Source organism: Prosthecobacter sp. (assembly GCF_014879935.1).
GTDB lineage: Bacteria > Verrucomicrobiota > Verrucomicrobiia > Verrucomicrobiales > Verrucomicrobiaceae > Prosthecobacter.
The window spans coordinates 16,387-36,922 of sequence record NZ_JACSRD010000105.1 but is presented as its reverse complement, the minus strand read 5'-3'; the positions used below and the strand labels follow the sequence as shown (position 1 = coordinate 36,922).

General features: G+C 61.4%; 16 protein-coding genes and 1 tRNA gene. 3 read left to right on the top strand and 14 right to left on the bottom strand.

Annotated elements, in window-relative coordinates:
* From IAE77_RS06835 to IAE77_RS06820, 4 genes are all read right to left on the bottom strand, one after another.
* Window positions 1–1,770, bottom strand: coding sequence for a restriction endonuclease subunit S (locus IAE77_RS06835; protein WP_294223744.1), 1,770 nt, complete (start codon window positions 1,768–1,770; stop codon window positions 1–3).
* A 496-nt stretch (window positions 1,771–2,266) separates the two neighbouring features.
* Window positions 2,267–4,009, bottom strand: coding sequence for a class I SAM-dependent DNA methyltransferase (locus tag IAE77_RS06830; protein ID WP_345780964.1), 1,743 nt, complete (start codon window positions 4,007–4,009; stop codon window positions 2,267–2,269).
* A 316-nt stretch (window positions 4,010–4,325) separates the two neighbouring features.
* Window positions 4,326–4,399 (bottom strand) — tRNA-Gln (locus IAE77_RS06825).
* A gap of 66 nt (window positions 4,400–4,465) precedes the next feature.
* Window positions 4,466–5,818: a sodium:alanine symporter family protein gene (locus IAE77_RS06820; protein ID WP_294223739.1), complete on the bottom strand. Its 1,353-nt coding sequence runs from the start codon at window positions 5,816–5,818 to the stop codon at window positions 4,466–4,468.
* A 154-nt stretch (window positions 5,819–5,972) separates the two neighbouring features.
* Between IAE77_RS06820 and IAE77_RS06815 the strand changes: the two genes are divergently transcribed.
* Window positions 5,973–7,406 (top strand): Gfo/Idh/MocA family oxidoreductase, encoded by a 1,434-nt coding sequence (locus IAE77_RS06815; protein ID WP_294223735.1) that lies wholly within the window; start codon window positions 5,973–5,975, stop codon window positions 7,404–7,406.
* A gap of 112 nt (window positions 7,407–7,518) precedes the next feature.
* Here IAE77_RS06815 and IAE77_RS06810 read toward each other — a convergent pair whose 3' ends face one another.
* The 3 genes from IAE77_RS06810 to IAE77_RS06800 all read right to left on the bottom strand — a co-directional run bounded on the left by IAE77_RS06810 (window position 7,519) and on the right by IAE77_RS06800 (window position 11,711).
* Window positions 7,519–8,811, bottom strand: a complete 1,293-nt coding sequence (locus IAE77_RS06810) for a DUF1501 domain-containing protein (protein WP_294223733.1) — start codon at window positions 8,809–8,811, stop codon at window positions 7,519–7,521.
* 52 nt (window positions 8,812–8,863) lie between these two features.
* Window positions 8,864–11,071, bottom strand: coding sequence for a DUF1549 domain-containing protein (locus IAE77_RS06805; protein ID WP_294223730.1), 2,208 nt, complete (start codon window positions 11,069–11,071; stop codon window positions 8,864–8,866).
* A gap of 67 nt (window positions 11,072–11,138) precedes the next feature.
* Window positions 11,139–11,711, bottom strand: a complete 573-nt coding sequence (locus IAE77_RS06800) for a DUF4339 domain-containing protein (protein WP_294223727.1) — start codon at window positions 11,709–11,711, stop codon at window positions 11,139–11,141.
* A 132-nt stretch (window positions 11,712–11,843) separates the two neighbouring features.
* On the opposite strand from IAE77_RS06800, the gene IAE77_RS06795 reads away from it, so the two are divergent.
* Both IAE77_RS06795 and IAE77_RS06790 read left to right on the top strand, forming a co-directional pair.
* Window positions 11,844–13,352, top strand: coding sequence for a hypothetical protein (locus IAE77_RS06795; protein ID WP_294223725.1), 1,509 nt, complete (start codon window positions 11,844–11,846; stop codon window positions 13,350–13,352).
* Between the two features lie 84 nt (window positions 13,353–13,436).
* Entirely contained in the window at window positions 13,437–14,069 is a 633-nt protein-coding gene (locus IAE77_RS06790) for an NAD(P)H-dependent oxidoreductase (RefSeq protein ID WP_294223722.1), read from the top strand.
* A 9-nt stretch (window positions 14,070–14,078) separates the two neighbouring features.
* Here IAE77_RS06790 and IAE77_RS06785 read toward each other — a convergent pair whose 3' ends face one another.
* The 7 genes from IAE77_RS06785 to IAE77_RS06755 all read right to left on the bottom strand — a co-directional run bounded on the left by IAE77_RS06785 (window position 14,079) and on the right by IAE77_RS06755 (window position 20,533).
* Window positions 14,079–14,798 carry a hypothetical protein gene (locus IAE77_RS06785; protein ID WP_294223719.1) on the bottom strand — a complete coding sequence of 240 codons (720 nt, stop codon included), beginning with the start codon at window positions 14,796–14,798 and terminating at the stop codon, window positions 14,079–14,081.
* 93 nt (window positions 14,799–14,891) lie between these two features.
* Window positions 14,892–15,920, bottom strand: a complete 1,029-nt coding sequence (locus IAE77_RS06780; protein ID WP_294223716.1) for a TIM barrel protein — start codon at window positions 15,918–15,920, stop codon at window positions 14,892–14,894.
* 75 nt (window positions 15,921–15,995) lie between these two features.
* Window positions 15,996–17,585, bottom strand: a complete 1,590-nt coding sequence (locus tag IAE77_RS06775; protein WP_294223713.1) for an arylsulfatase — start codon at window positions 17,583–17,585, stop codon at window positions 15,996–15,998.
* 18 nt (window positions 17,586–17,603) lie between these two features.
* A complete protein-coding gene (locus IAE77_RS06770; RefSeq protein WP_294223710.1) occupies window positions 17,604–17,840 on the bottom strand; it encodes a hypothetical protein in 237 nt (78 codons plus the stop codon).
* Between the two features lie 501 nt (window positions 17,841–18,341).
* Window positions 18,342–18,485 carry a hypothetical protein gene (locus IAE77_RS06765; RefSeq protein WP_294223707.1) on the bottom strand — a complete coding sequence of 48 codons (144 nt, stop codon included), beginning with the start codon at window positions 18,483–18,485 and terminating at the stop codon, window positions 18,342–18,344.
* A gap of 180 nt (window positions 18,486–18,665) precedes the next feature.
* The gene (locus tag IAE77_RS06760) at window positions 18,666–19,493 is read right to left on the bottom strand and encodes an NAD(P)-dependent oxidoreductase (RefSeq protein ID WP_294223703.1); all 828 of its coding nucleotides are present in this window, start codon (window positions 19,491–19,493) and stop codon (window positions 18,666–18,668) included.
* An 8-nt stretch (window positions 19,494–19,501) separates the two neighbouring features.
* Complete coding sequence (locus IAE77_RS06755) at window positions 19,502–20,533, bottom strand: peptidylprolyl isomerase (protein WP_294223700.1); 1,032 nt, start codon at window positions 20,531–20,533, stop codon at window positions 19,502–19,504.
* Between the last annotated feature and the right edge of the window lie 3 nt (window positions 20,534–20,536).

The window sequence follows — 20,536 nt, the reverse complement described above, 5'->3', positions numbered from 1 at the left end:
CTACCGGCCCACGGTCTCAAACACCAGCGGCGGCTGGCAGTCGTTGGCGACGAGTTTGCGGCGGAGGGTGGCCCAGAAGACGTTCATCGCGCAAAAATCATCACTCAGGATCAGGCCGCTCATGTCGTGGTAGCCGTTGATCCCGATCTGCACGCCGATGCGCCAGAGGCACTGCATCAGCACCAGCGGGTGCGCCTGCTCCAGGGGGCGGAAATCACCGTTCTCGGCGGGTTGGAAGACCTCCTCCATCACCTGGTCATGCGTGAGACCCAGCCGGGCCAGGGCGGCCTCAAAGCCGCGCACGTCCGCCATGCGGTTCAGCCAGTCCATCACCACCACGACGGCGGGGTTCTCCGGCAGATCGGCCGGATCAGCGCCCCGCCAGAAGGCCTGCATCTCCTCCGCTCCGGGCACGGGCCCGTGCAACGACGGATGCAGATGCAGCCTGGGAGCAGGCAGCGTGATCGGCGCGAGCCCCCGCACATCGATCTGCCCGGTCACGGCGGCGGAGATCAGGGCGGTGCGGCGTTCTTGAAGCAGGTCGATGGCTCGCTGCGCTTCGGCGGTCAGCGTGTCGAAAGTGGTCGTGACATTGTCTAAATGCCTTGCGATAGCGTTTTGCTCTTCCACAGGCGGACAAGGCACCATTAAGCCACGAATCTGGGCTACGTTGATTCGCTTGAAGGTCGAGCCGACCATTAGTGTGTCGAGTTCAGACTTCATGAAGCCACTGTGCAGCACATAGTTCAAATAACGCCCGCTTCGTCCTGATGACTTTATCAAACAGACATCCTGACCGAGTGCAATTCGCTCGTCGGTTCCCACATAAGCAGACGTTCCCGTATTTGCCGTGTTGCGGCAATAAATGACGTCGCCACGGCGCGGCTGGCGACCACCCTCGATCATCAGATTGAATGATTCTTCTGAAGTTTTCTCCGCCTGACTGAGATCGAGATCAAACTTTCTAACCTCAATGATGCTGGCGACTGGAATGCCTTCGTCCAAAAAAGGAACGGTCACGTGCTTACAGTCGATGACTTCCCAAAAATGCTTCAAAGGTCCACACGTCCAGTGAGATGGAATCTGATCGAACCAGAGAGTTCCCGAGGGTTTGAGCTTGGCCTTGGGGTTGAGGCCGCGGGTGACGGCGTGGGAGATGACGGCCTGGCGCTTCTCCTTCAGCAGCTCCATCAGCCGCCGCTGCTCCGCCACCAGCGCATCAATCTTCCCCGTCTCCCGGTCCAGAAACGCCGCGATGGCCGTTTGCTCGGCGTGGGAAGGAATAGGAAATCTTAGATCGTTGAATTGTTCCGTGGGGAGCCGCCAACGACCAAGCTGTGAACTCCCTTGCCCAAAGGCGTAGAAGATCTTGTTCTTGTATCCCATCTGGAACAAAAACAGCAGGTATTTGTCGTGACAGACAGACGTGTCTCGAATCGAGAAGACGCGGTAATCCGGACTCGTGACCCCGCGCTGAGCGGAAATGTCCACATAGCCTGTGAGCAAGTCCATGTGGTTCATGGCAAAGTCTCCAACTTCGACGAACTGATACTTGGAATAATCCATCGACAGTTGGCCATCATTGCTCTCCAAGTCTTTCACTTTAATCCCTTGTTGAGTGATCGACAGCACGTCATGTCCCAGCTCGCCAGAGATCCTTTTCTTGATCTCGCACAACCAGCGAACTCTTTCGACACTCCAATGCTCCGGCACGTCGCCGAGCCATTCGACGCCGCTGGGCTTGTAGGCGGGGTAGCGGGGAAAGCTCATGCGGGCACCTCCAGAGCATTTGAGGGGTCAATCGTGCCTTTTGGGCCTTCGGAGCACCCAAAAAGTCCCGCCAAGGCAGCTTTTGGACGTTCCGAGCCACCTTTTGGACGGGTGGAGGGACCAAAAGGTCTCGCGGAGGGTCTTTTTAATTCCCGTGACCGAGCTTTTGCTCCCTCGGAGCGACCTTTTCGAAGGTCCGGGTGCCCCTTTTCTCCCTCGAAGGGACTTTTTAATGGGTCGGAGGGAGCTTTTGGTATCCCGGACAGACTTATAAATTCCCAGGAGAAGGCAAAAGGTCCCTCAGACCGGGCAATTACTCCCTCGGAACGTCCAATAGTTATCCTCGGAGTGAATGTCTTTAAGGTCTCACGCAAAGGCGCAAAGGCGCAAAGTCCTGAAAGCATCTGGGAACCTTTGCGCCTTTGCGCCTTTGCGTGAGATCGGATTGGAGTCCCGTAGCCGCCCAAGTTCGAAAATGTCCCCAAGATGCCCGCCGTCATGCGCTGAGCCCTCCGATGAGTTTGAGGATGGTGTCCGTGACGGTCTTCAGCTCGGCGTCGATCTCCGCCAGCGGGCGCGGGGGCTGGAAGACGTAGAAGTGGCGGTTGAAGGGGATTTCATAGCCGATCTTCGTCTTCTCCGGGTCGATCCACGCATCCGGCGCATGCGGCAGGACCTCGCGATTGAAATAAGCGTCCACGTCCTCGGTGAGCGGGACGTTTTCGGTGTCCCGCAGGGCCGGATCAGGCACGGGCTTGCCCTTGGTCTTGCCTTTGGCGCTGAGGACGATCTGGCCTTTCGCATCGCGCTCCGGTCGCTCGACGGTGATGGTGCGATAACCGAAGGCTTCGTTTTTAAAGATGCGGGAGATGGGCACGCCGTCGCGGGTCTCCTCCCGGAACTCGCCAAACAGGCGGGTGATGTCCTCGATGTGCGCGGGGCTGAGTTCCTTGCGCTTGCTGCCGAGGCTCTTGCGCATCTTTTGCCAGAAGCTGGAGGCATCGATGAGCTGCACCCGGCCCTTCCGCGCGGCGGGCTTCCGGTTGCTGACGATCCAGACGTAGGTGCTGATGCCGGTGTTATAAAACATGTCGGTGGGCAGGCCGATGATGGCCTCCACGAGGTCACTCTCCAGCAGGTGGCGGCGGATCTCGCTCTCGCCACTGCCCGCGCCGCCGGTGAAGAGCGGGGAGCCATTCAGCACGATGCCGAAACGGCTGCCGCCATCCTTCGCGGGCCGCATTTTTGAAAGCAGGTGCAGCAGGAAGAGCAGCGAGCCATCACTCACACGCGGCAGGCCGGGGCCGAAGCGTCCATTGTGCCCCTGCTGCTCGTGCTCCTTGCGGATTTCCTTCTCGATCTTCTTCCACTCGACGCCGAAGGGCGGATTGCTCAGCATGTAGTCGAACTGCTTCCCGTGCAGGCCATCGGCGGAAAGGGTGTTTCCAAAGACGATGTTGGCGATGTCCTGGCCTTTGATGAGCATGTCCGCCTTGCAGATGGCGTAGGACTCGGGGTTCAACTCCTGGCCATACATGACGAGGCGGGCGTCCGGATTGATCTCCGCGAGGTGCTCGCCCGCGACGCTGAGCATGCCGCCGGTGCCTGCGGTGGGATCGTAGAGGCTGCGGACGACGCCGGGCCGCGTCAGCGCCTGATCGTCCTCGATGAAGAGCAGATTCACCATGAGGCGGATGACCTCACGCGGCGTGAAGTGCTCCCCGGCGGTCTCATTCGAAAGCTCGGCGAACTTCCGGATCAGCTCCTCAAACACCGCGCCCATCTGCGCATTGCTGACGGTCTCCGGGTGGAGGTCGATGTTCTTGAACTTCTCCGCCACGAGGTAGAGCAGCCCGGCCTTCTCCAGCTTGTCGAGCTGGGTGTGGAACTCGAAGCTCTCAAAGATGTCCCGCACGGCTGGCGAGAAGGCATCAATGTAGGCGCGGAGATTCTCGCCGATGTTCGCCGCGTCGCCCGTGAGCTCTTTCAGGCTCATCGAGTGCGTATTGTAAAAGAGCTGCCCGGCGGTGCGCAGCAGGAAGGGCTCGGGATTCAGCCCGGCGGCCTCGCGCATGGCCTTTTCCTTCAACACCGCGGCGCGGGTGCCCTCCAGCACGCAGTCCAGACGGCGCAGTACGGTGAACGGCAGTATGACTTTGCCATACTCCGACTGCTTGTAGTCGCCACGAAGCAGGTCGGCGACGGACCAGAGGAAGGAGGAGAGATTGGGATCAGCCATGCAGGAGGGGCGCACCCATGCGGAGGAGGACAGAAGGGTCAAGGCGGCAGCGGTTTGATGAGCTGACAGGGGGCAGATGCCCGGTGAAACACACGCCTTGCGGCCCGAGCACGAAGAACTGTCGCGATCTCGGCTTGGGGGATCGTCTGATCAAGAAGATGACGCCCTAGGTGCTGATCCAGTTCAATCACCGCGACCTGGAGGATGTCCGAAGTACGCGACGAACCTGACAGGAGTCCGCGAAACATCAGCGTCGTAACCTTCACCTCATTCTGAGCCTGAGCTGCCGAGCCGTGGACCTACTGATTCTTTCAGTTGGTTGCCTCACAAGGATTCGAACCTTGAATAACAGATTCAGAATCTGCTGTGTTACCATTACACCATGAGGCAGTGGTGGTCGAAGGGCCGCCAAAGTAGAGGTCCATGACCATCTTGCAAGTGTCTGGAAAGACTTTTTCAGTCCTTCCCGGTCAGTTCGTTCGAGTGCGCCTTGGTTTCGGCGGCGATGACACCGCTGAGGCAGATGAGGGCGATGAGATTCGGCACAGCCATGAGGCCGTTGGCGGCGTCTGAGAAATCCATGACGGCCGCCGCAGGCTGCACTGACCCGACCAGGACCATGAGAACCCATAGAATGCGGTAGGGCTTCACCGCACGCGGTCCCACGAGGTATTCGGCGGCTTTTTCGCCGTAGTAGCACCAGCCGAGGATCGAGGAGAACACAAAGGTCATGAGACCGAACAGCAGGAAGATCGGACCGATGGTGTGGAGCTCTTCAAACGCAGCGTTCGTCAGCGCTGCCTTTGGCAGGCCCTCCTTCCAATGGCCGCTGCTCACGATGACGAGGCCAGTGATGGCGCAGACGACGACGGTGTCCCAGAATGTGGCCGTGGAAGACACCAGCGCCTGACGGACCGGATTCCGCGTCTGCGCGGCCGCCGCGACGATGGGTGCGCTGCCCAGGCCTGATTCGTTGGAGAACAAACCGCGCGCGATCCCGGACTGGATGACGGATTTCAGCGCGGCTCCGGTGAAACCGCCCACCGCTGCGTGGCTGGTGAAGGCACCGCCGACAATGTCGCTGAGCGCCTGTGGCAGCAGCGCGGCATTCTTGATCAGAATCAAGACGCAGCCGATGACGTAGCCCACGGCCATGATCGGCACGAGGAAGCCGCACACTTTGGCGATGCTTTTCACCCCGCCGAGGATGACGGCACCGGTGATGGCCGCCATCACGAGTCCGGCCACCCAGCGCATGACGTTTTCAGATTCAGCGCCGGGCTTGATCCACTCCTTCAGCGTCTCCACGACCGCATTGGCCTGGAACATGTTGCCAATGCCGAACGCGGCGACGCAGGTGAAGACAGCGAACACGACGCCGAGCCACTTCTGCCCCAGGCCGCGTTCCAGGGCATACATCGGGCCGCCGGCATAGCTGCCATCCGGCATCTGCACGCGATATTTCACGGCAAGGACTGCCTCCGCGTATTTCGTGGCGATGCCGAACACGCCCGTGAGCCACATCCAGAACACGGCACCCGGTCCACCCGTGGCGACGGCACCGGCGACGCCGATGATGTTGCCCGCGCCGATGGTGGCGGCCAGCGCCGTCATGAGGGCGCCAAACTGCGAGACATCCCCTTCCCCTTCCTTCTCGCGTGAGAGGGAGATCTTGATCGCACGAGGCAGAAAGCGCTGGATGAAGCCGGTGCGGATGGTCAGGAAGAGATGCGTGCCGAAAAGCAGCACAATGAGGGGCACGCCCCACACAAAACCGGAGAGTTCGGAAGCAAATTTGGCAAAGTCCATGGGGCGTTTTAGCGGGTGAGCTGCCGCCTCGCCAAGCACAAAGAATGCCCTGCCGGTGTTTCTTTGCCCACGGGGTGATTTTCGTGGAGGAGACGACATTCCCGTTGCGTTCCAAGCGGCCTAACCGCTATCGTCGCGGCCCTCAAACCAAACCATGAAGCCCACACTCTTCCCCAACCGCCGTGCCTTCCTGCGCGGCACCGCCGCCACCGCTGGTGGCATCTTCTTCCCGAACCTCCTCCTCGGGCAGGAAGCCGCCAAGAAACTCAACGTCGCCGGCATCGGTGGCGCGGGTGGCAAGGGCGCGTCTGACGTCGGCATCGCCGCCGAAGGTGCGAACATCGTCGCCATCTGCGACATCGACAGCAACCGCCTCAAGGACGCCCAGAAGAAGTATCCGGACGCGAAGATGTTCACCTCGTTCATGGAGATGTTCGAAACGATGGGCGACAAGATCGACATGTGCACGGTCTCCACGCCTGACCACGCGCATTACCCGGCCGCCATGGAAGCCATCAAGCGTGGTAAGCACGTCTGCGTGCAGAAGCCGCTGGTGAACCGCATCTGGGAGGCCAATCAGCTTCACGAAGCCGCCAAGAAGAAGGGCGTGAAGACCAACATGGGCAACCAGGGCCACACCGGTGAGCAGATCCGCCAGCTCAAGGAGTGGATGAACGCCGGCGTCGTCGGCAATGTGAAGGAAATCCACGTGTGGACCAATCGTCCGATCTGGCCGCAGGGCAATGCCGCCAAAGACATCTACACCGGCAAGACAGCTCCAAAGCCACGCCGCAAGGAAGAGTCCAACGAAGTCGCCGAAGCGGTCGGCCAGGCTCCCGCCCACGTGAACTGGCAGCAGTGGCTGGCCCAGGTCCCCGATCATCCTTACATCCCCGGCCTTCACCCCTTCGCCTGGCGCGGTCATCGCGAGTTCGGCGCTGGTGCCATGGGCGACATGGGCTGCCACATCATGGACGGTCCTTTCTGGGCCTGCGAACTCGGCGAACCCTACCAGATTGAAGCCGAAGTCGGAGAACTCACCGATGTGAGCTGGCCGGCCTGGTCGCACGTGATCTGCTCCTTCAAGCATGCCAAATACGGCGACATCAAGCTGCACTGGTATGAAGGCATGAAGGACGGCAAGCCGATGAAGCCTGAGCGTCCGGCGAAGCTGGAAGCTGACCGTGATTTCGACAAGATGAAGGGCGGCTTCCTCATCGTGGGTGACGAGGACAGCATCCTGAATCCTGGCGATTACTGCGAGGCTCTGGAAGTCGTCGGCAATCGTCCGAAACTGGCCAAGTTCTTCAAAGAAACGCCGAAGACCCTCGAACGCAGCCTCGCCCCTGGCAAGCCGCAGCTCGAACTTGTCATGGCGATCGAGCAGAACAAGACCGCCGGCAGCAACTTCGATTACTCCGTGCCGCTGACCAAGCTCTGCCTCTTCGGCAACTTTGGCATCACCAACCCCGGCAAGGTCATCCGCTGGGACAGCGCCACACAGACCACCGACAACGAGGACGCCAACAAGCTCATCAAGCGCGCGGCCGTTCGTCAGGGCTGGGAATACAGCGCGGCGGACATCTGATCCGCCTTCGCATGGAACGGGCTGACAGTCAGCCCGTTCTTTGACTCTCAAAGCAAAACACCCGGCAGCTCACACTGCCGGGCGTTTCGTTGTTGGTGTTGATTCGGCTTGCTCAGGCAAACAGATGCGTGAGCGGCTGGCCTTTGTCGGCGACGGTGAAGGGGCGCTTGCTGGGGGAGTAGATGACCTGGTCGAGCGGGAGGCCGAGGGCGTAGCCGATGGTGGCGTTGAGGTCGGGCGGGCCGACTTTGTCGGCGGCGATGCCGGCACCGTCGGGTGTGGTGGCACCGTAGGTGAAGCCGCCTTTGATGCCGCCGCCGAAGATGACGGAGCTGAAGATGGGGTAGTGATCGCGGCCTTGGTTCTGATTAATCTTCGGCGTGCGGCCGAATTCGGAGCTGACGACGATCATGGTGCTGTCGAGCATGCCGCGCTGCTCCAGATCGGCGACGAGAGCGGTGAGCGCGGTGTCGAGCGTGTCGCACAGACGCGGCGTGTTGATGAAGTTCGCGGTGTGGGTGTCCCAACTGCCAAAGCTGACCTCAATGAAGCGCACGCCGTGCTCGACGAGGCGACGAGCGAGAAGGCAGCCTTGGCCGAAGGTTTCTTTACCGTAGGCTTTGCGCACGTCTTCGGGTTCCTTGGTGAGGTCGAAAGCGACGAGGTCCTCGCTTTTCATGAGACGGACGGCGTCGTCATACATGTCGGCGTAGGCTTTGACGCCGCGCGTGTCCCATTTGGCCTGAAACTCGGCATCGAGAGCGCCCGCGAGGTCGCGACGCATGGCGAAGCGGTCATCGGTGACGCCTTTTTGCGGGCGGACGTTTTGCAGGCCGGCCTCGGGGTTGTTGACCATGAGCGGGCCGTGTTTCTTCGCGAAGAAACCGGCACCGGGATGGCGGCTGTCGTTGCCGATGTAAACATACGGCGGCAGCGCGGGGTTGCCGGGGCCTTGGAAGAAGCTGAGCCATGCGCCCATGCCGGGATGCTTGATGGTGCTGCGCAAACCGAAGCTGGTGTGCATGAAGTAGTTCGCCTGCTCATGCGCGGCGGTGTTGGTGGCCATCGAGTTGATGACGGTGGCGTGGTGCATCTTTTTGGCGATGCGCGGGAGGTATTCGCTGACGCGCACACCATCGGCGCTGGTCTTGATGGCTTTCACCGGACCGGCGACCTCTTTGTTGTCGGGCTTCGGATCCCAGGTGTCGAGATGGCTTTGACCGCCGGTCATGTAGAGGAAGATGACATTGCGTGCGGTGGCGGCCTGCTTGGCCGTGGCAGCACCTTCACCCGCAGCGAAGGCTTTGCTGCTGAAAAGATGCTCCATGGAAGGAAGCATGCCGACGCCGAGGCAAGTCTGTGCCATGCGGGTCATCACGGAGCGGCGGGAGAGGTCAGAGTTCATGAAGAGTTTCAGGTTAAAAGTTTCAAGTTTCAGGAATTGACGCGGCGTGGGCTTATTCGACAAAGATGAAGCGTTGCGTGCTGAGGGCGGCGAGGGTGATGTCTTCCCAGAGGGCTTTGTTGGAGGCGTAGGACTCGAGGGTTTGCAGCATCTTGGCTTTCTCCTTCCCGGTGGGCGGACGGGAGTAGAGGCTGAGGAAGAGAACATCGATCTTTTCCTCGTTGGTGGCGGCTTTGCGCAGATTCAGGCTGAAGGCCGACCAGCCGCTGGTGATCTGGCTGAGCAGCGAGCCGTTCATGATGGTGAGGGCTTGCGGCACGGAGGCTTCATCGGAAGAGTTTTCGATCACATCGCGGTCGCTCTGGCCGAATTCGCGGAGGAAGTGACCGCGAGGCGCGGGCGAGGGCAGTTCGGCGGCGCGGCTCCAGGTTTGGTGAAGCGTCTTCTGGTAGTTTTCGTAACTCTTGATGCTCTTCGCATCTTTGATGCCGAGGAGGACTTCATCGGCCTTGATGCGGGTCATGAGCTTCTCATTGAGCGGCGCGTCCCTGGCATCGACGCGTGCGTTTTCCATCATGTTCATCATCGCCATCTCCATGGGGCCGTCTCCGGCGCTGGCGGCGAGCTGGGCCTGGATTTCCTGGTTGTTGGATTTCTTCGCGGCCTCGTAGAAGCAGCGGGAGACGGTCTCGCGCAGGATGCGCTGGCTTTCATTGAGGCGGCGCTGGATTTCCTTGGACTTTTCCTTGTCGTCCTTCGCACGGGCGACATCGAGCTCCTTGCGGAGCTGGTCGAATTCCTTGTTCTGTTCCTTCATCGCGGTGGCGACAAGTTTGGAGGCTTCGAAGAGGAGTTCGGGCTCGGTCTTGTCGAGCATCTTGGCGAGGTTGTGGCGGTTGTTGAGCTCGCGGCGCTCACGCTCACGGGCGGACCAGTTCGGCTGCTCAGGCTCGGGGCTGACAAGGGCGACCATGGAGTCCCAGACCTGCTCGGCGGTCATGCGGCGGAAGACTGGGCCCTGGAAGTAGTAGGGCACGCCGGGGGGCGCTTCTTTCTCGCTGGCGCGGGCAAAGGCCTGCGTGTTCAGCAGCATGCGGAGGTAGGCCTTCATGTCATACTTGTACGCGACCATCTGTTTTTCGAGGAAGCGCATCAGTTCCGGGTTCGAGGCGACTGAATTGTCCATCATCTCATCGACCTGCTCGTAGATGCCGACGCCGAAAACGCGTTTCCACAGGCGGTTCGCGATGATGGTGGTGAAGCGCGGATTTTCCGCGGAGGTGAGCCATTTGCCGAATTCGCCGATGGTGTTGGACTCCTTCGCGAGGGTGACGGGCTTGCCAAACATCACCGAGGCAGGCACCACGTCCTTCGGCTTTGCGTCACTGTACTTGTAGTCGTGTGGGAGGCGGATGCTGCCCTTGTTCTGCACCACGAGCGTGTCACGCAGCGGGCGGAAGACCTCTTGAAGGGCCTGCCGCATGAGGTCCTGGGTCTGCTTGTCGATGGACTTGTCAGCTCGGATGAGCTTGTTGACTTCATCGTTGCCTTTCGAGCGATAGCTGGACGCCGTCATGTTGTGCGTGAAGGCCGCCATCTCGTAGAACTGCTTCTGCGTCCATTTGTCGAAGGGATGGTCGTGGCACTGGGCGCACTCCATGCGTGTGCCGAGGAAGATGCGCGTGGTGTTCGACAAATTGTCGAGCGGCATGCCGCGATCACGCATGTAGTAGCCGATGGCGCCGGTGTCGAAGCAGGAACCTTCGCTGGAGACGAGTTCGCGGGCCATCTGGTCCCACGGTTTGTTCTCACGCAGCGACTGGCGGAGGTAGTTCACATAATTTTCCGCCGTTGTGCTGCCGGCGACTCCTTGTGTCTGCGCGCGCAGCACGTCCGCCCAGTAATTGAAAAAGTTCTGCACGTAACCTTCACTGGAAAGCAACGATTCGACGATTTTCGCACGCTTGTCGGGTGCCTGGCAGGCATGGAAGGCCTTGGCCTCGTCGTAGGTCGGGATACGGCCCACCACCGTCAGATAAACGCGCCGTAGGAACGTGGCGTCGTCGATGAGCGGGTTGGGAGTGATCTTGTGCTTCTTCCAGCTTTGGGCGAGGAGCGCGTCAATCTGCTTCGAGGCGGCGTCCGTGCCAGATGGCGCGGCTTGAAGGGTGACGGCGATGCAAAGGGCGATGGTCGGGATGAAATGCATGGCTTTCATGCCGGTCACAAACGCGGCCGTTTTCGCTTCAATGTCAGTCACGGCACACGATGCCAAATCCGGCACAGGGAATGACAATCCGTGTCTTGCCAGCCTCCAGAAATCTCTCTCAAAGCCCCATGTCCCGCACCAGGCCGCGCAGGACGTCCCACGCCTCGCCCATGCCTCTGCTCAGCTCCCGCAGACCGGGACCGAGGATCCAGGAGGCGTAAGTGATGCCCATCCACCATGCGAGCGCGTTCACGATGATCATCACCGTCGCCAGCACCTCCACCCAGCGTCCCCAGACCAGCAGGTAACCGTTCTCGTCCTTCTTCCGGCGGAAGATGTGATCCGTGTAAAGGGACACGGCAGCCCACCACAGCAACGGCGGGAAAAACAAGAAACCGAAGAACATGCGCCGCATCACCACGCTGCCCCGTTGGTCGTAAGGCACACGATCATGATCGCGATACCGGGCGACGCGACGCCTCACGGGCTTGGTCGTCAGTCCATCCGCCAGCACCTCGCCAGCGAGGTTCAGCTCCAGCAGGGTCGAAACAGGCCGCCAGTGCTCGTCATCCTCACGTTTCACCAGGTCGCTGTCGCGGATGGAACCATATGCGAGGAAATTGCGCAGATCGTCCTTGGAGCAAGGACCCAGCGTCTTCTGGCCTTTGGCGATGTAATAGAGCGCGTGCACGGTCGTCGGGAGAAAACGAACACGGTAAATTTAAGGTGTGATGACCGGAAAAAGCAACACTGAGAAAACCTGCCTGTGTAAATCGTTTGTGAGTCGCAAGCAGAAGGCGGGCCATTTCCGCGTATCAGACTCATGCGCCTGACCACCCTCTTCATCGGCCTTCTCATCTCGTCCACACTCGCCCAGACTCCCCTGCCCTCCTCTAGCATCAAGGCAGGCTTCGCCGAACGGGACATCACGCCGGACATCGGCTCCGAGCAGCCCGGCGGCTACGGCAAGAGCTTCCACCGGACCTTCCATGACGCCTGCAAGGTGCGTGTGTCAGTGTTTGACGATGGCAGGAAGACCGCCGCAGTGATCGGCCTCGATTCACTCGTCGTTCCGCGTCAGGTCGTGCTCGACGCCCGCGCCCAGATCGAAAAAACGACCGGAATCAAAGGCGATGCGGTGCTCATCTGCGCGTCCCATTCCCACAGTTCCGGGCCGGTCGGCATGGTCCTGCCCGGTGAATACGATGGCGCTTCCGATCTGGTGAAAAAGCTGGCCTATGAGGAGTCCTCCTGTGCGGAAGCAGGGTATCTGCTGCGACTGACGCGTGAGATCGTGAGCGGCGTCGTGGCGGCGAATCAAAACAAGGTGCCAGTGCAACTTGGGTTCGGCTTCGGTCACGAGGACAAAGTCGCCTTCAACCGCCGCCTGCGCATGAAAAACGGCCAGAGCTGGAGCCACCCGGGCCCCGGAAACCCCGACATCCTCGAATACGCCGGACCGATCGACCCGCAAGTCGGCGTGATCGGTGCCTGGGACCTGCAGGGGCAGCTCGTCGGCGTCATCGTCAACTACGCCTGTCACGCCACCACGAATCCCGGCGGCATCTCGGCCAATTGGATTCACTACCTCGAAAAGACGATTCAGGGCGGCCTCGACACCCATGCGCCCGTCGTCTTCATGCAAGGGGCCTGCGGTGACGTCACCCAGGTGGACAACCTCAGCCCGAATCAGCGGCCGAAGCCGGAAGACTGGAGCCGTTTCGTCGGTGGGCGCATCGGTGCCGAGGCGGTCCGTGTGCTTCTTTCGATGCCAAGAGGCACCACTGCGCCCATCGACACACGGCAGGAAGTTTTGAAGATCAAACGTCGCCCGCCATCGCGGAAACGAGTGGAGAAGGCCCTCGCGATCGTCTCGCAGCCGAAACCGGCAGGCGACACCAGCGAGTGGCTCTTTGCCAAGGAGATCGCCATGCTGGACTTCCTCAACAAGACCTCGCCGCTCGTCGATTGTGAGGTGCAGTGCATCAAGATCGGCCCGGCCTGCTTTGTCTCGAATCCGGCGGAATACTTCGTGCAATACGGCCTCGACATCAAAAAAGGCAGCCAGCACGCCTTCACCTTCCCGTGTGAGCTTTCGAACGGCATCGTCGGCTACGTGCCCACGGAGGAGGCTTTTGGACCCCAGGGGGGCGGCTATGAGACGCGACTTACGGCTTACTCGAACCTCGAAATCACGGCGGGCACACAGATGGCGAAGAAAGGCATCGAACTGGCCAACCAGATGGCGGCGGAGTCGAAACCTGAGCCTCCGAAAGCCCCGCCCTTCGGCAAACCGTGGAGCTACGGCAACGTCCCTCCGGAGCTGGAGTAGCGGGGTTCCCGCTTTCGGTTCGCTGTTGCGGAAATGACGGGCAAATGCCAAAACAGCAGCCCGCACTTTCACTCTCGAACCTGCATGGACACGACTGAACTCCTGAATGCCCTGAACTGGCGCTACGCCACCAAAGTCTTCGATCCCACGAAGAAGATCCCTGCCGACATCTGGGCCGCATTGGAGGAGTCGCTGGTGCTCACGCCTTCGAGTTTCGGGCTGCAGCCCTGGAAGTTCATCATCGTGCAGGATCAGGAGCTGCGTGAGCAGCTCGTGGCGCATGCCTGGCGCCAGCGTCAGGTCGCCGACTGCTCCCACCTCGTGGTCATGGCCGTGAAGAAGAGCTACAACCTCGACGACCTCGATGCCTTCATCACCCGCATGGTCGAAGTGCGTGGTGGGACGCCTGAAGCACTCGCCGGCTTCCGCAAGATGGTCGCAGGCACGCAGGCACAGGGCTACATGACCACGGAGTGGGCCAAGATGCAGGCCTACATCGCCCTGGGGCAGTTCATGATGAATTGTGCGCTGCTCGGCATCGACACCTGTCCCATGGAGGGATTTGTCCCGGCCAAATTCGATGAGCTGCTCGGATTGGAAGCGCAGGGCCTCACCACCGCGGTGCTCTGCCCCGCGGGTTATCGCCACGCTGATGATCGCTACGCCGTGCTGCCAAAGGTGCGCTTCAAGACCAGCGACGTGGTCGAGCATCGCTGAGGTTTCCCCTCAATCCTGTTTGAGCACCCATTGAACCAGTCGCGGGTCCTTGTGAGGATCCAGCCTCGTCAACACGGCTCGAAGGTCGGCTTTGGCCATCGCCGTGCAGCCTGAGGTCGGGATCTCCGGCCCCTGCCAGATGTGCAAGAAGATGCATGAACCGAGACCCGGCACGTTTTGCGGGTTGTGGGCGATCACAGCGCCGAGGTCGTAACAGCCTCCCTTCGGCATCATCGTTTCCGGGCTGCTCCAATCGCAGGTCGTTTCGCGATCATCCACGATCTGGTTGTAGTGACGTGAACGACCGTCATCGATGCCGAAATGGTGCGTGGTGCAGTGAATGTAGGGCAGTTTGACCCACTCGGGCCTCGATCCTGATCCGAAGGCCTGGGTGATTCGAAAAACACCGGCGGGAGCACAGCCATCCCCTTCCCTTTTCAGGCGAAACCCGCGTGGGGCTGGCAATGCTGGCTCACCGACACCCCAGGCGACACCATGGCGACCGAGAAGCACCGGAATCGACGTGCTGAAGGCTTTCCAAACTCCCGCGACGGTCCGCTCAAAGAGACGCATTTCTCCCGCCGTCGCCTGATCATCTGCCGCTGTCACATAGATCACCTGCTGGCAGCTTGAAGGCAAAGCAGCAGCGGCTTCTGGAGGCAGCGGGATAGACACAGGCATGCGCGCACAGGAGGCCAGCACGATCATGATGACAAGAAGGCGATGCATCAGCGAAAAAGAAACGCCGCAGAGCACGGAGACTCTGCGGCGTTGTGAAGACTTATCAGAGCCGCACAGATGACTGTGCGAACCACGGTGGCTTTACCAGCCGTGCGCGTCACGCACCTTGATCATCGTGTCGAGGATGGTGTTCCAGGTCTTCGGCGTTTCGAGCACCGCGTTCGGGAACATGCAGCCATCCCAGCAGATGTGCTGGATGCCACGGGCCTGGGCGTCTTTCAGCCAGTAACCGGCGCATTTCACGATGTCGAGCTTGCCGTTCGGATCGTCGGCCTGGCAGTGCTTGCCAGTCTTGTCGTGCGAGCCGGCGCCGTGGACGGTGCCGTCGTTCTGCGCCACGTGGAAGTCGATCGTCCACGGGCGGAGCTTGTCGGTCATCTGCTCGTAGGCGGCGTAGAACTCGTCCTGCGTGTAGCCTTCCTTCAGCAAGGCGTGCTCAGGAGCGTTGTAGCCCAGCGTGTAGAGGTAGGTGTGGGCCAGGTCGGCCTGGAAGCCGAGGGCGTTCGGCATGCCGACGCCTTCGAGCACGTCGAGCATGTCCTTCCAGGAGTGCATGCCAGCCCAGCAGATCTCACCTTCGGCGGCGAGACGCTCACCGTGGTCAGCGGCGATCGCGGCGGCCTTCTTGAAGGTGTCGATGATGCGGGCGGTGTTCACTTCCGGATTCTCACGCCACTTGTTCACGCCGAACTCGGCGGAGTCGATCCGGATGACGCCATATTTGCGGATGCCGGTGCTGTTGAAGACCTTCGCGATACGGCAGGCCATCTTCACGGCGTCGAGGAACTTGGCCTGCTGGGCGTCGTCGCCCATGGCGCTGTCGCCCACGGTGCCGGGCCACACGGGGGCAACGAGGGAACCCACGGCGAAGCCCTTGGAGGCGATCAAATCGGCGATCTTCTTGATCTCTTCATCGCTGGCATTCGGGTCGGTGTGCGGCAGGAAGAGAAAGTAGTCGATGCCTTCGAACTTCTGGCCGTTCACGTCTGCGGCGGCCGTCAGATCGAGCATTTTTTCGAGGCTGATCGGCGGATCCTGGCCTTCGCCAGTGCCTTTGCCGACGAGACCGGGCCACATCGCGTTGTGAAGTTTGGGTGCGCTTTTGCTCATGGTGGGTGCTTGGTTTAGGGGAAACGAGGCCGCGAGGTTAGCGGGTCGGATTTGGAACGCACGAAGAAAGTTTGCTCATTTCGCCTTCTTCTTGCCCTTGGCGGCAGGCGTCGGTTTTCTCACCAGAACATCGACCGCGTTCTTCTGCGCAGCACCGGGCGTGCTGCGACCATCCGCGATGATCTTTTCGAGCTCCGCCGTCATTTTGGTCACCACGGCCGGCTCTGAGGATTGCAGGTTGTTCTTCTCTGCGATGTCGTCCTTCAAATGGTAGAGCTGGGTGTCAGGCAGACCTTTCTCGCCAGGAGAACCGGGACGCGGATCACTCCACCCGCCCGAACCAGCGCACAGCTCCAGTTTCCAGTCCCCCTCACGCAACGCGAAGCTACCGTTGATCGAATGGTGGATCACACTCTTGCGCGTGGTCTGGCCGGATTCGCCCAGCAGCGCTGGAAGGAAGCTGAAGCTGTCCTCGGCGGCGTTGTCTGGCAGCTTCGCGCCCACGATGTCGGCGGCCGTGGCCATGAAATCGGTCAGGCAGACGAGCTGTGTCGATGTCTGTCCGCCCCTCACCTTCGCCGGCCAGCGCACGATGAACGGCACGCGGTGGCCGCCATCAAAGATGTCCGCCTTGTGGCCGCGATAGATCGCGCTCGGATTGTGCCCGGCGGCGGCCAGCTTGGGATAATCCGCGCTTGGGGAGCAGCCATTGTCACTCGTCACGATGATGAGCGTGTCCTGTCCGATGCCGGCCTCTTCCGTCGCACGCATGACCTGGCCGATGGCGTCATCTGTCTCCATCACAAAGTCGGCGTAGAGGCTGATGCCACTCTTTCCTACCCACTTCTCGCTCGGCAGGATCGGGGTGTGCGGCGAGTTCAGCGGCAGGTAGATGAAGAAGGGGCTGCCTTTGGCCGCGGCGGCCGCCTTTTCGGCGATGATCTTTTTCGCACGCTCGGTGAGGGCCGGCAGCACGTCCTCACCACGGAAGCCGGGCGCTCCCGGGCCTTCACGCGTGAAGCTCTTGCGTCCACCGGCGGCATTCATTTCCAGCTTCATCGTCTCCGTCGGATTCGCGGTGACGTGATCGTTTTCAATGAAGCAATACGGCACCATGTCCAGTGAGGCGCTGATGCCGAAGTAGGTGTCAAAGCCGACGCTGGTCGGTCCGTTCGTGATCGGCTTCGTGTAATCGACATTGTTCACCTGGTCGGCGGATTCGATGTTCAGCTCGGCCACCTCGCCTTTGCGCACCCAATCCATGCCCAGATGCCATTTGCCGACGCAGTGCGTCGAGTAACCCTGCTCCTTGAGCAGATTCGCCACGGTCAGGCGCCCCTGCTCGACCAAACGCGGGCTCAAACCGCCGAGCACGCCGCTTTGCAGCTTCGAACGCCACGCGTAGCGCCCCGTCATCACGCCGTAGCGCGTCGGCGTGCACACGCTGGAGCCAGAATGCGCATCAGTGAACTTCACGCCCTCCTTCGCGAGCCGGTCCATGTGCGGCGTGGCGATCTTGCCTTCAGGATTGAAGCATTTCACATCACCGGAGCCCAGGTCATCACACAGGATGAAGATGATGTTCGGTTTGTCGGCCGCAGGCGCGGACACGGCACCGATCACGAGGGAAAACAACGATGCGAGAGCCAGAAGAGGTCGGTTCATGGTCCGACTTCAACGCGTTCAGTCCTCCGAGCTATCGAGATATTCCAGCGCCTTGGAGAAACTGGCCTGCGTGAGGAAATGATTCAGCCGCGGCGGCAGTTGCGGGCGCAGCTTTTGATGTTCGGCCATGAGTTCCTCCGAAACATTTTTGAGCGCCTCCAGATGCCCCGCCGCATCGCGATCCCGGAACGCATGATCGGCGATGAGATCGATGCGGCGTTGGAGGAGCACACGGAGATGGTCGAAATCGGGCATGCGGGCAGTATGGACGGCCGACGACAAGTCGGCAAGGAGCGCGGATCCTCCGAGCGGCGAGCCTTTTCCAACGCGGACGCGGTGCCGCGCGTCCCTGCCGTTTCACCGCCCTCCAGGCGGACGAGGGTGCCTTCCGAGCCCGCAGCAGCGGCTTGGCCCCATGACGTTCTTGCGGCCTCATCCCGCGAATCCCTTCGACGACCTGCTGCGGAATCGGAGTTCCGCGCTCCTGCCCGGACTGCTGCGGCGTGGGTTCATGGATCAGGCGACCTGGGGTCGATGGAAGAGAGCGTTCTGGCACTTCGCGCGGGCTCCCCTGCTCACGAACACGATCGGTCATTCTCAGGCATCACCGGCCCGTCGTTCACGTTGGGCCTTGAAACAGGCGAGCAGGCTTCGCCATCCTCGCGCTCCGACGCTCGGACGCCCTTCTCCACCGCTTCCTTTCGAGCCGAGAGAACCGCTTCAAAGTTGAGCGTCGGCGCGTGGAGACCCCGCGTCCTACTCCCCGGCCACCGCGCTCCTCACCCGCTCTTCCCACTCACTTTCCGGCACGTTCAGGGCTTTCAGGAGGCCGAGGTAGTTCTGTCGAACCGTCTGCGCGTTCGGATGCTCCGCACCCAAGCTGCCCACGACAATCTTCAAGGCCCGCCGCATCAGGCGTGGATGAGCCCAAGGCCCACGAACCGTCGCGACTGGGGCGACTTGATGGCCCTCCTGGTTGTTTGCAGAGTCTTGAAACCTGAAACTTTCAACCGCGTGCGCGGATGGGGTGGATACGTTGGCCCGGCATCGGAATGCCGAGGTCCATGAAGCGAACACGCTTTACCGGTCGCCGATGACGCTGAAGTCGAGGTCGCCCTGGCCGGCATCGACGCCTCTGCGCATGATGGCGGCGGTGCAGTCGATGGCGGGGACGGCGAGACTGGCTTCGGCGGCGAGTTCGCGGGCGAAGTCGGCGTCCTTGAGCATGTTGCGCAGGGAGAAGTGGGGCTCGAAGTCCTTCTGGATGATGGCGGGGAGCTTCATGCCGATCAGGGTGGAGTAGTTGGCGTTGCCTTCCAGCGCGGTGTGCAGCAGTTCGAGCGGGATGTTGTTCGCCTTGGTGATGGCGGCGGCTTCGGCGACGGCCTCGACGATGACGGAGGAGACGAGGTTGGTGACGATCTTGAGCACCATGGCATCGCCCACGCCGCCGAGGGGGAGGATCTTGGCGGAGCTGGCCTCGAGCACGGGCCGGGCGCGTTCGAGCATCAAATCACTGCCGCCGATGTAGTAGCAGAGCTTGCCATTCTGCGCGGCCATCTTGCTGCCGGTGAAGGGGGCATCCAGAAAGGCGGCGCCGGTGGCTTCGACGATGCGGGCGGCTTCCAGGGTGGCTTTCTTGCTGACGGTGGCGTGATTCATCACGAGGTGGCCGGCTCTGAGCGCGGGCTTCATGTCGTTGACGGCCTCCAGCAGCGCGGCGCTGTCGCGCACGAAGACCTGGATGATACCAGCGGCCTCGGCGACCTCACGCGGGGAGGCGAGGAAGTTCGGCACGGGGCGGGCGCTACGGCTCCAGACGAAGACCTCATGCCCTGCCTTGCGGAGGTTTTCCGCGACCCGACTGCCAATGATGCCCAGACCAAGAACGCCGACGTTGGATTTCATGCCGGCATTTAGGGCGCGGGCTCCACGTGGTCAATGATCGCGGCGTGATATTTCGTGGAAGCCGCAGCGTCTTTTTTCAGCGCGGTGATGAGCTGCTGAAGGGCGGCGTCACGCTGCTGGCGGTGGAGCAGGGCGGCGATCTCGTCCCGGACTTCGTCAAAGCCGGGCAGGCGTGATTCACGGCGCTCCAGAACGATGATGAGATGCCAGCCAAGCTTGGTGGAGACAGGTTCGCTGAACTGGCCGACGGGGAGCCGCCCGACAGCGGCGATGAAGTCCGCCGGCATGCGCTCGCGGGTGAACCAGCCGAGATCACCGCCGATGCTCTTGGTGCGTTCATCTTCGGAGTGCTTGGCGGCGAGCGTGGCAAAGGTCTGCTGCTTTGTCACGATCTGGTGCCGCAGCCGCGCCAGCTCGGCGCTGCGATCTTTGCCTTTGAGGAAGAGGTGCGCCGCATGATGGGCGGGTGGAATGCGCAGGGTTTCCCTCCGCTGCTCATACCAGGAGCGCAGGGCAGCCTCGCCAGGTGGCGGCACGCGGAGGTCGAGCTGCGCCTGCAACCACTGTTCATCGAGCTGCGCGGCACGGACGGCCTCCTGGAAGGACTGCGGGGTGTGGCCCTGCGCGGCGAGGCGGGGTGGATGCTGCGCAGGCGTGGCGAACTGACGCTGCTGCATGTCTATTTCACGCCGGACGGATGGAGCGGCGGGATGGAAGGCGGGATCACGCAGGCGTGCGGCGTGAACGAGGCGGTCGCTGACGAGCGCTTCCACCACGCCGTGCCGCCGCTGGCTGCGTGTGGCCGCATCCAGCGCCGCCCAGGTTTCATGACGCCGCCACAGGTCATCCCGGAGCGCCTCAGCGAATTCGCGGCGGCTGATGGTGATGCCGGCGACTTCCACCGCGGCCTCCCCTGCCCTGCCCCGCATGACCAGCACGTGCAGCGGGCCTTTCAACAGGACGACATCCGCAAACACCCAGGCGATGACGATGAACCCACCGGCGAGGAGCCACGAGGAAGGTTTGCGCCGCGAAGACATGCC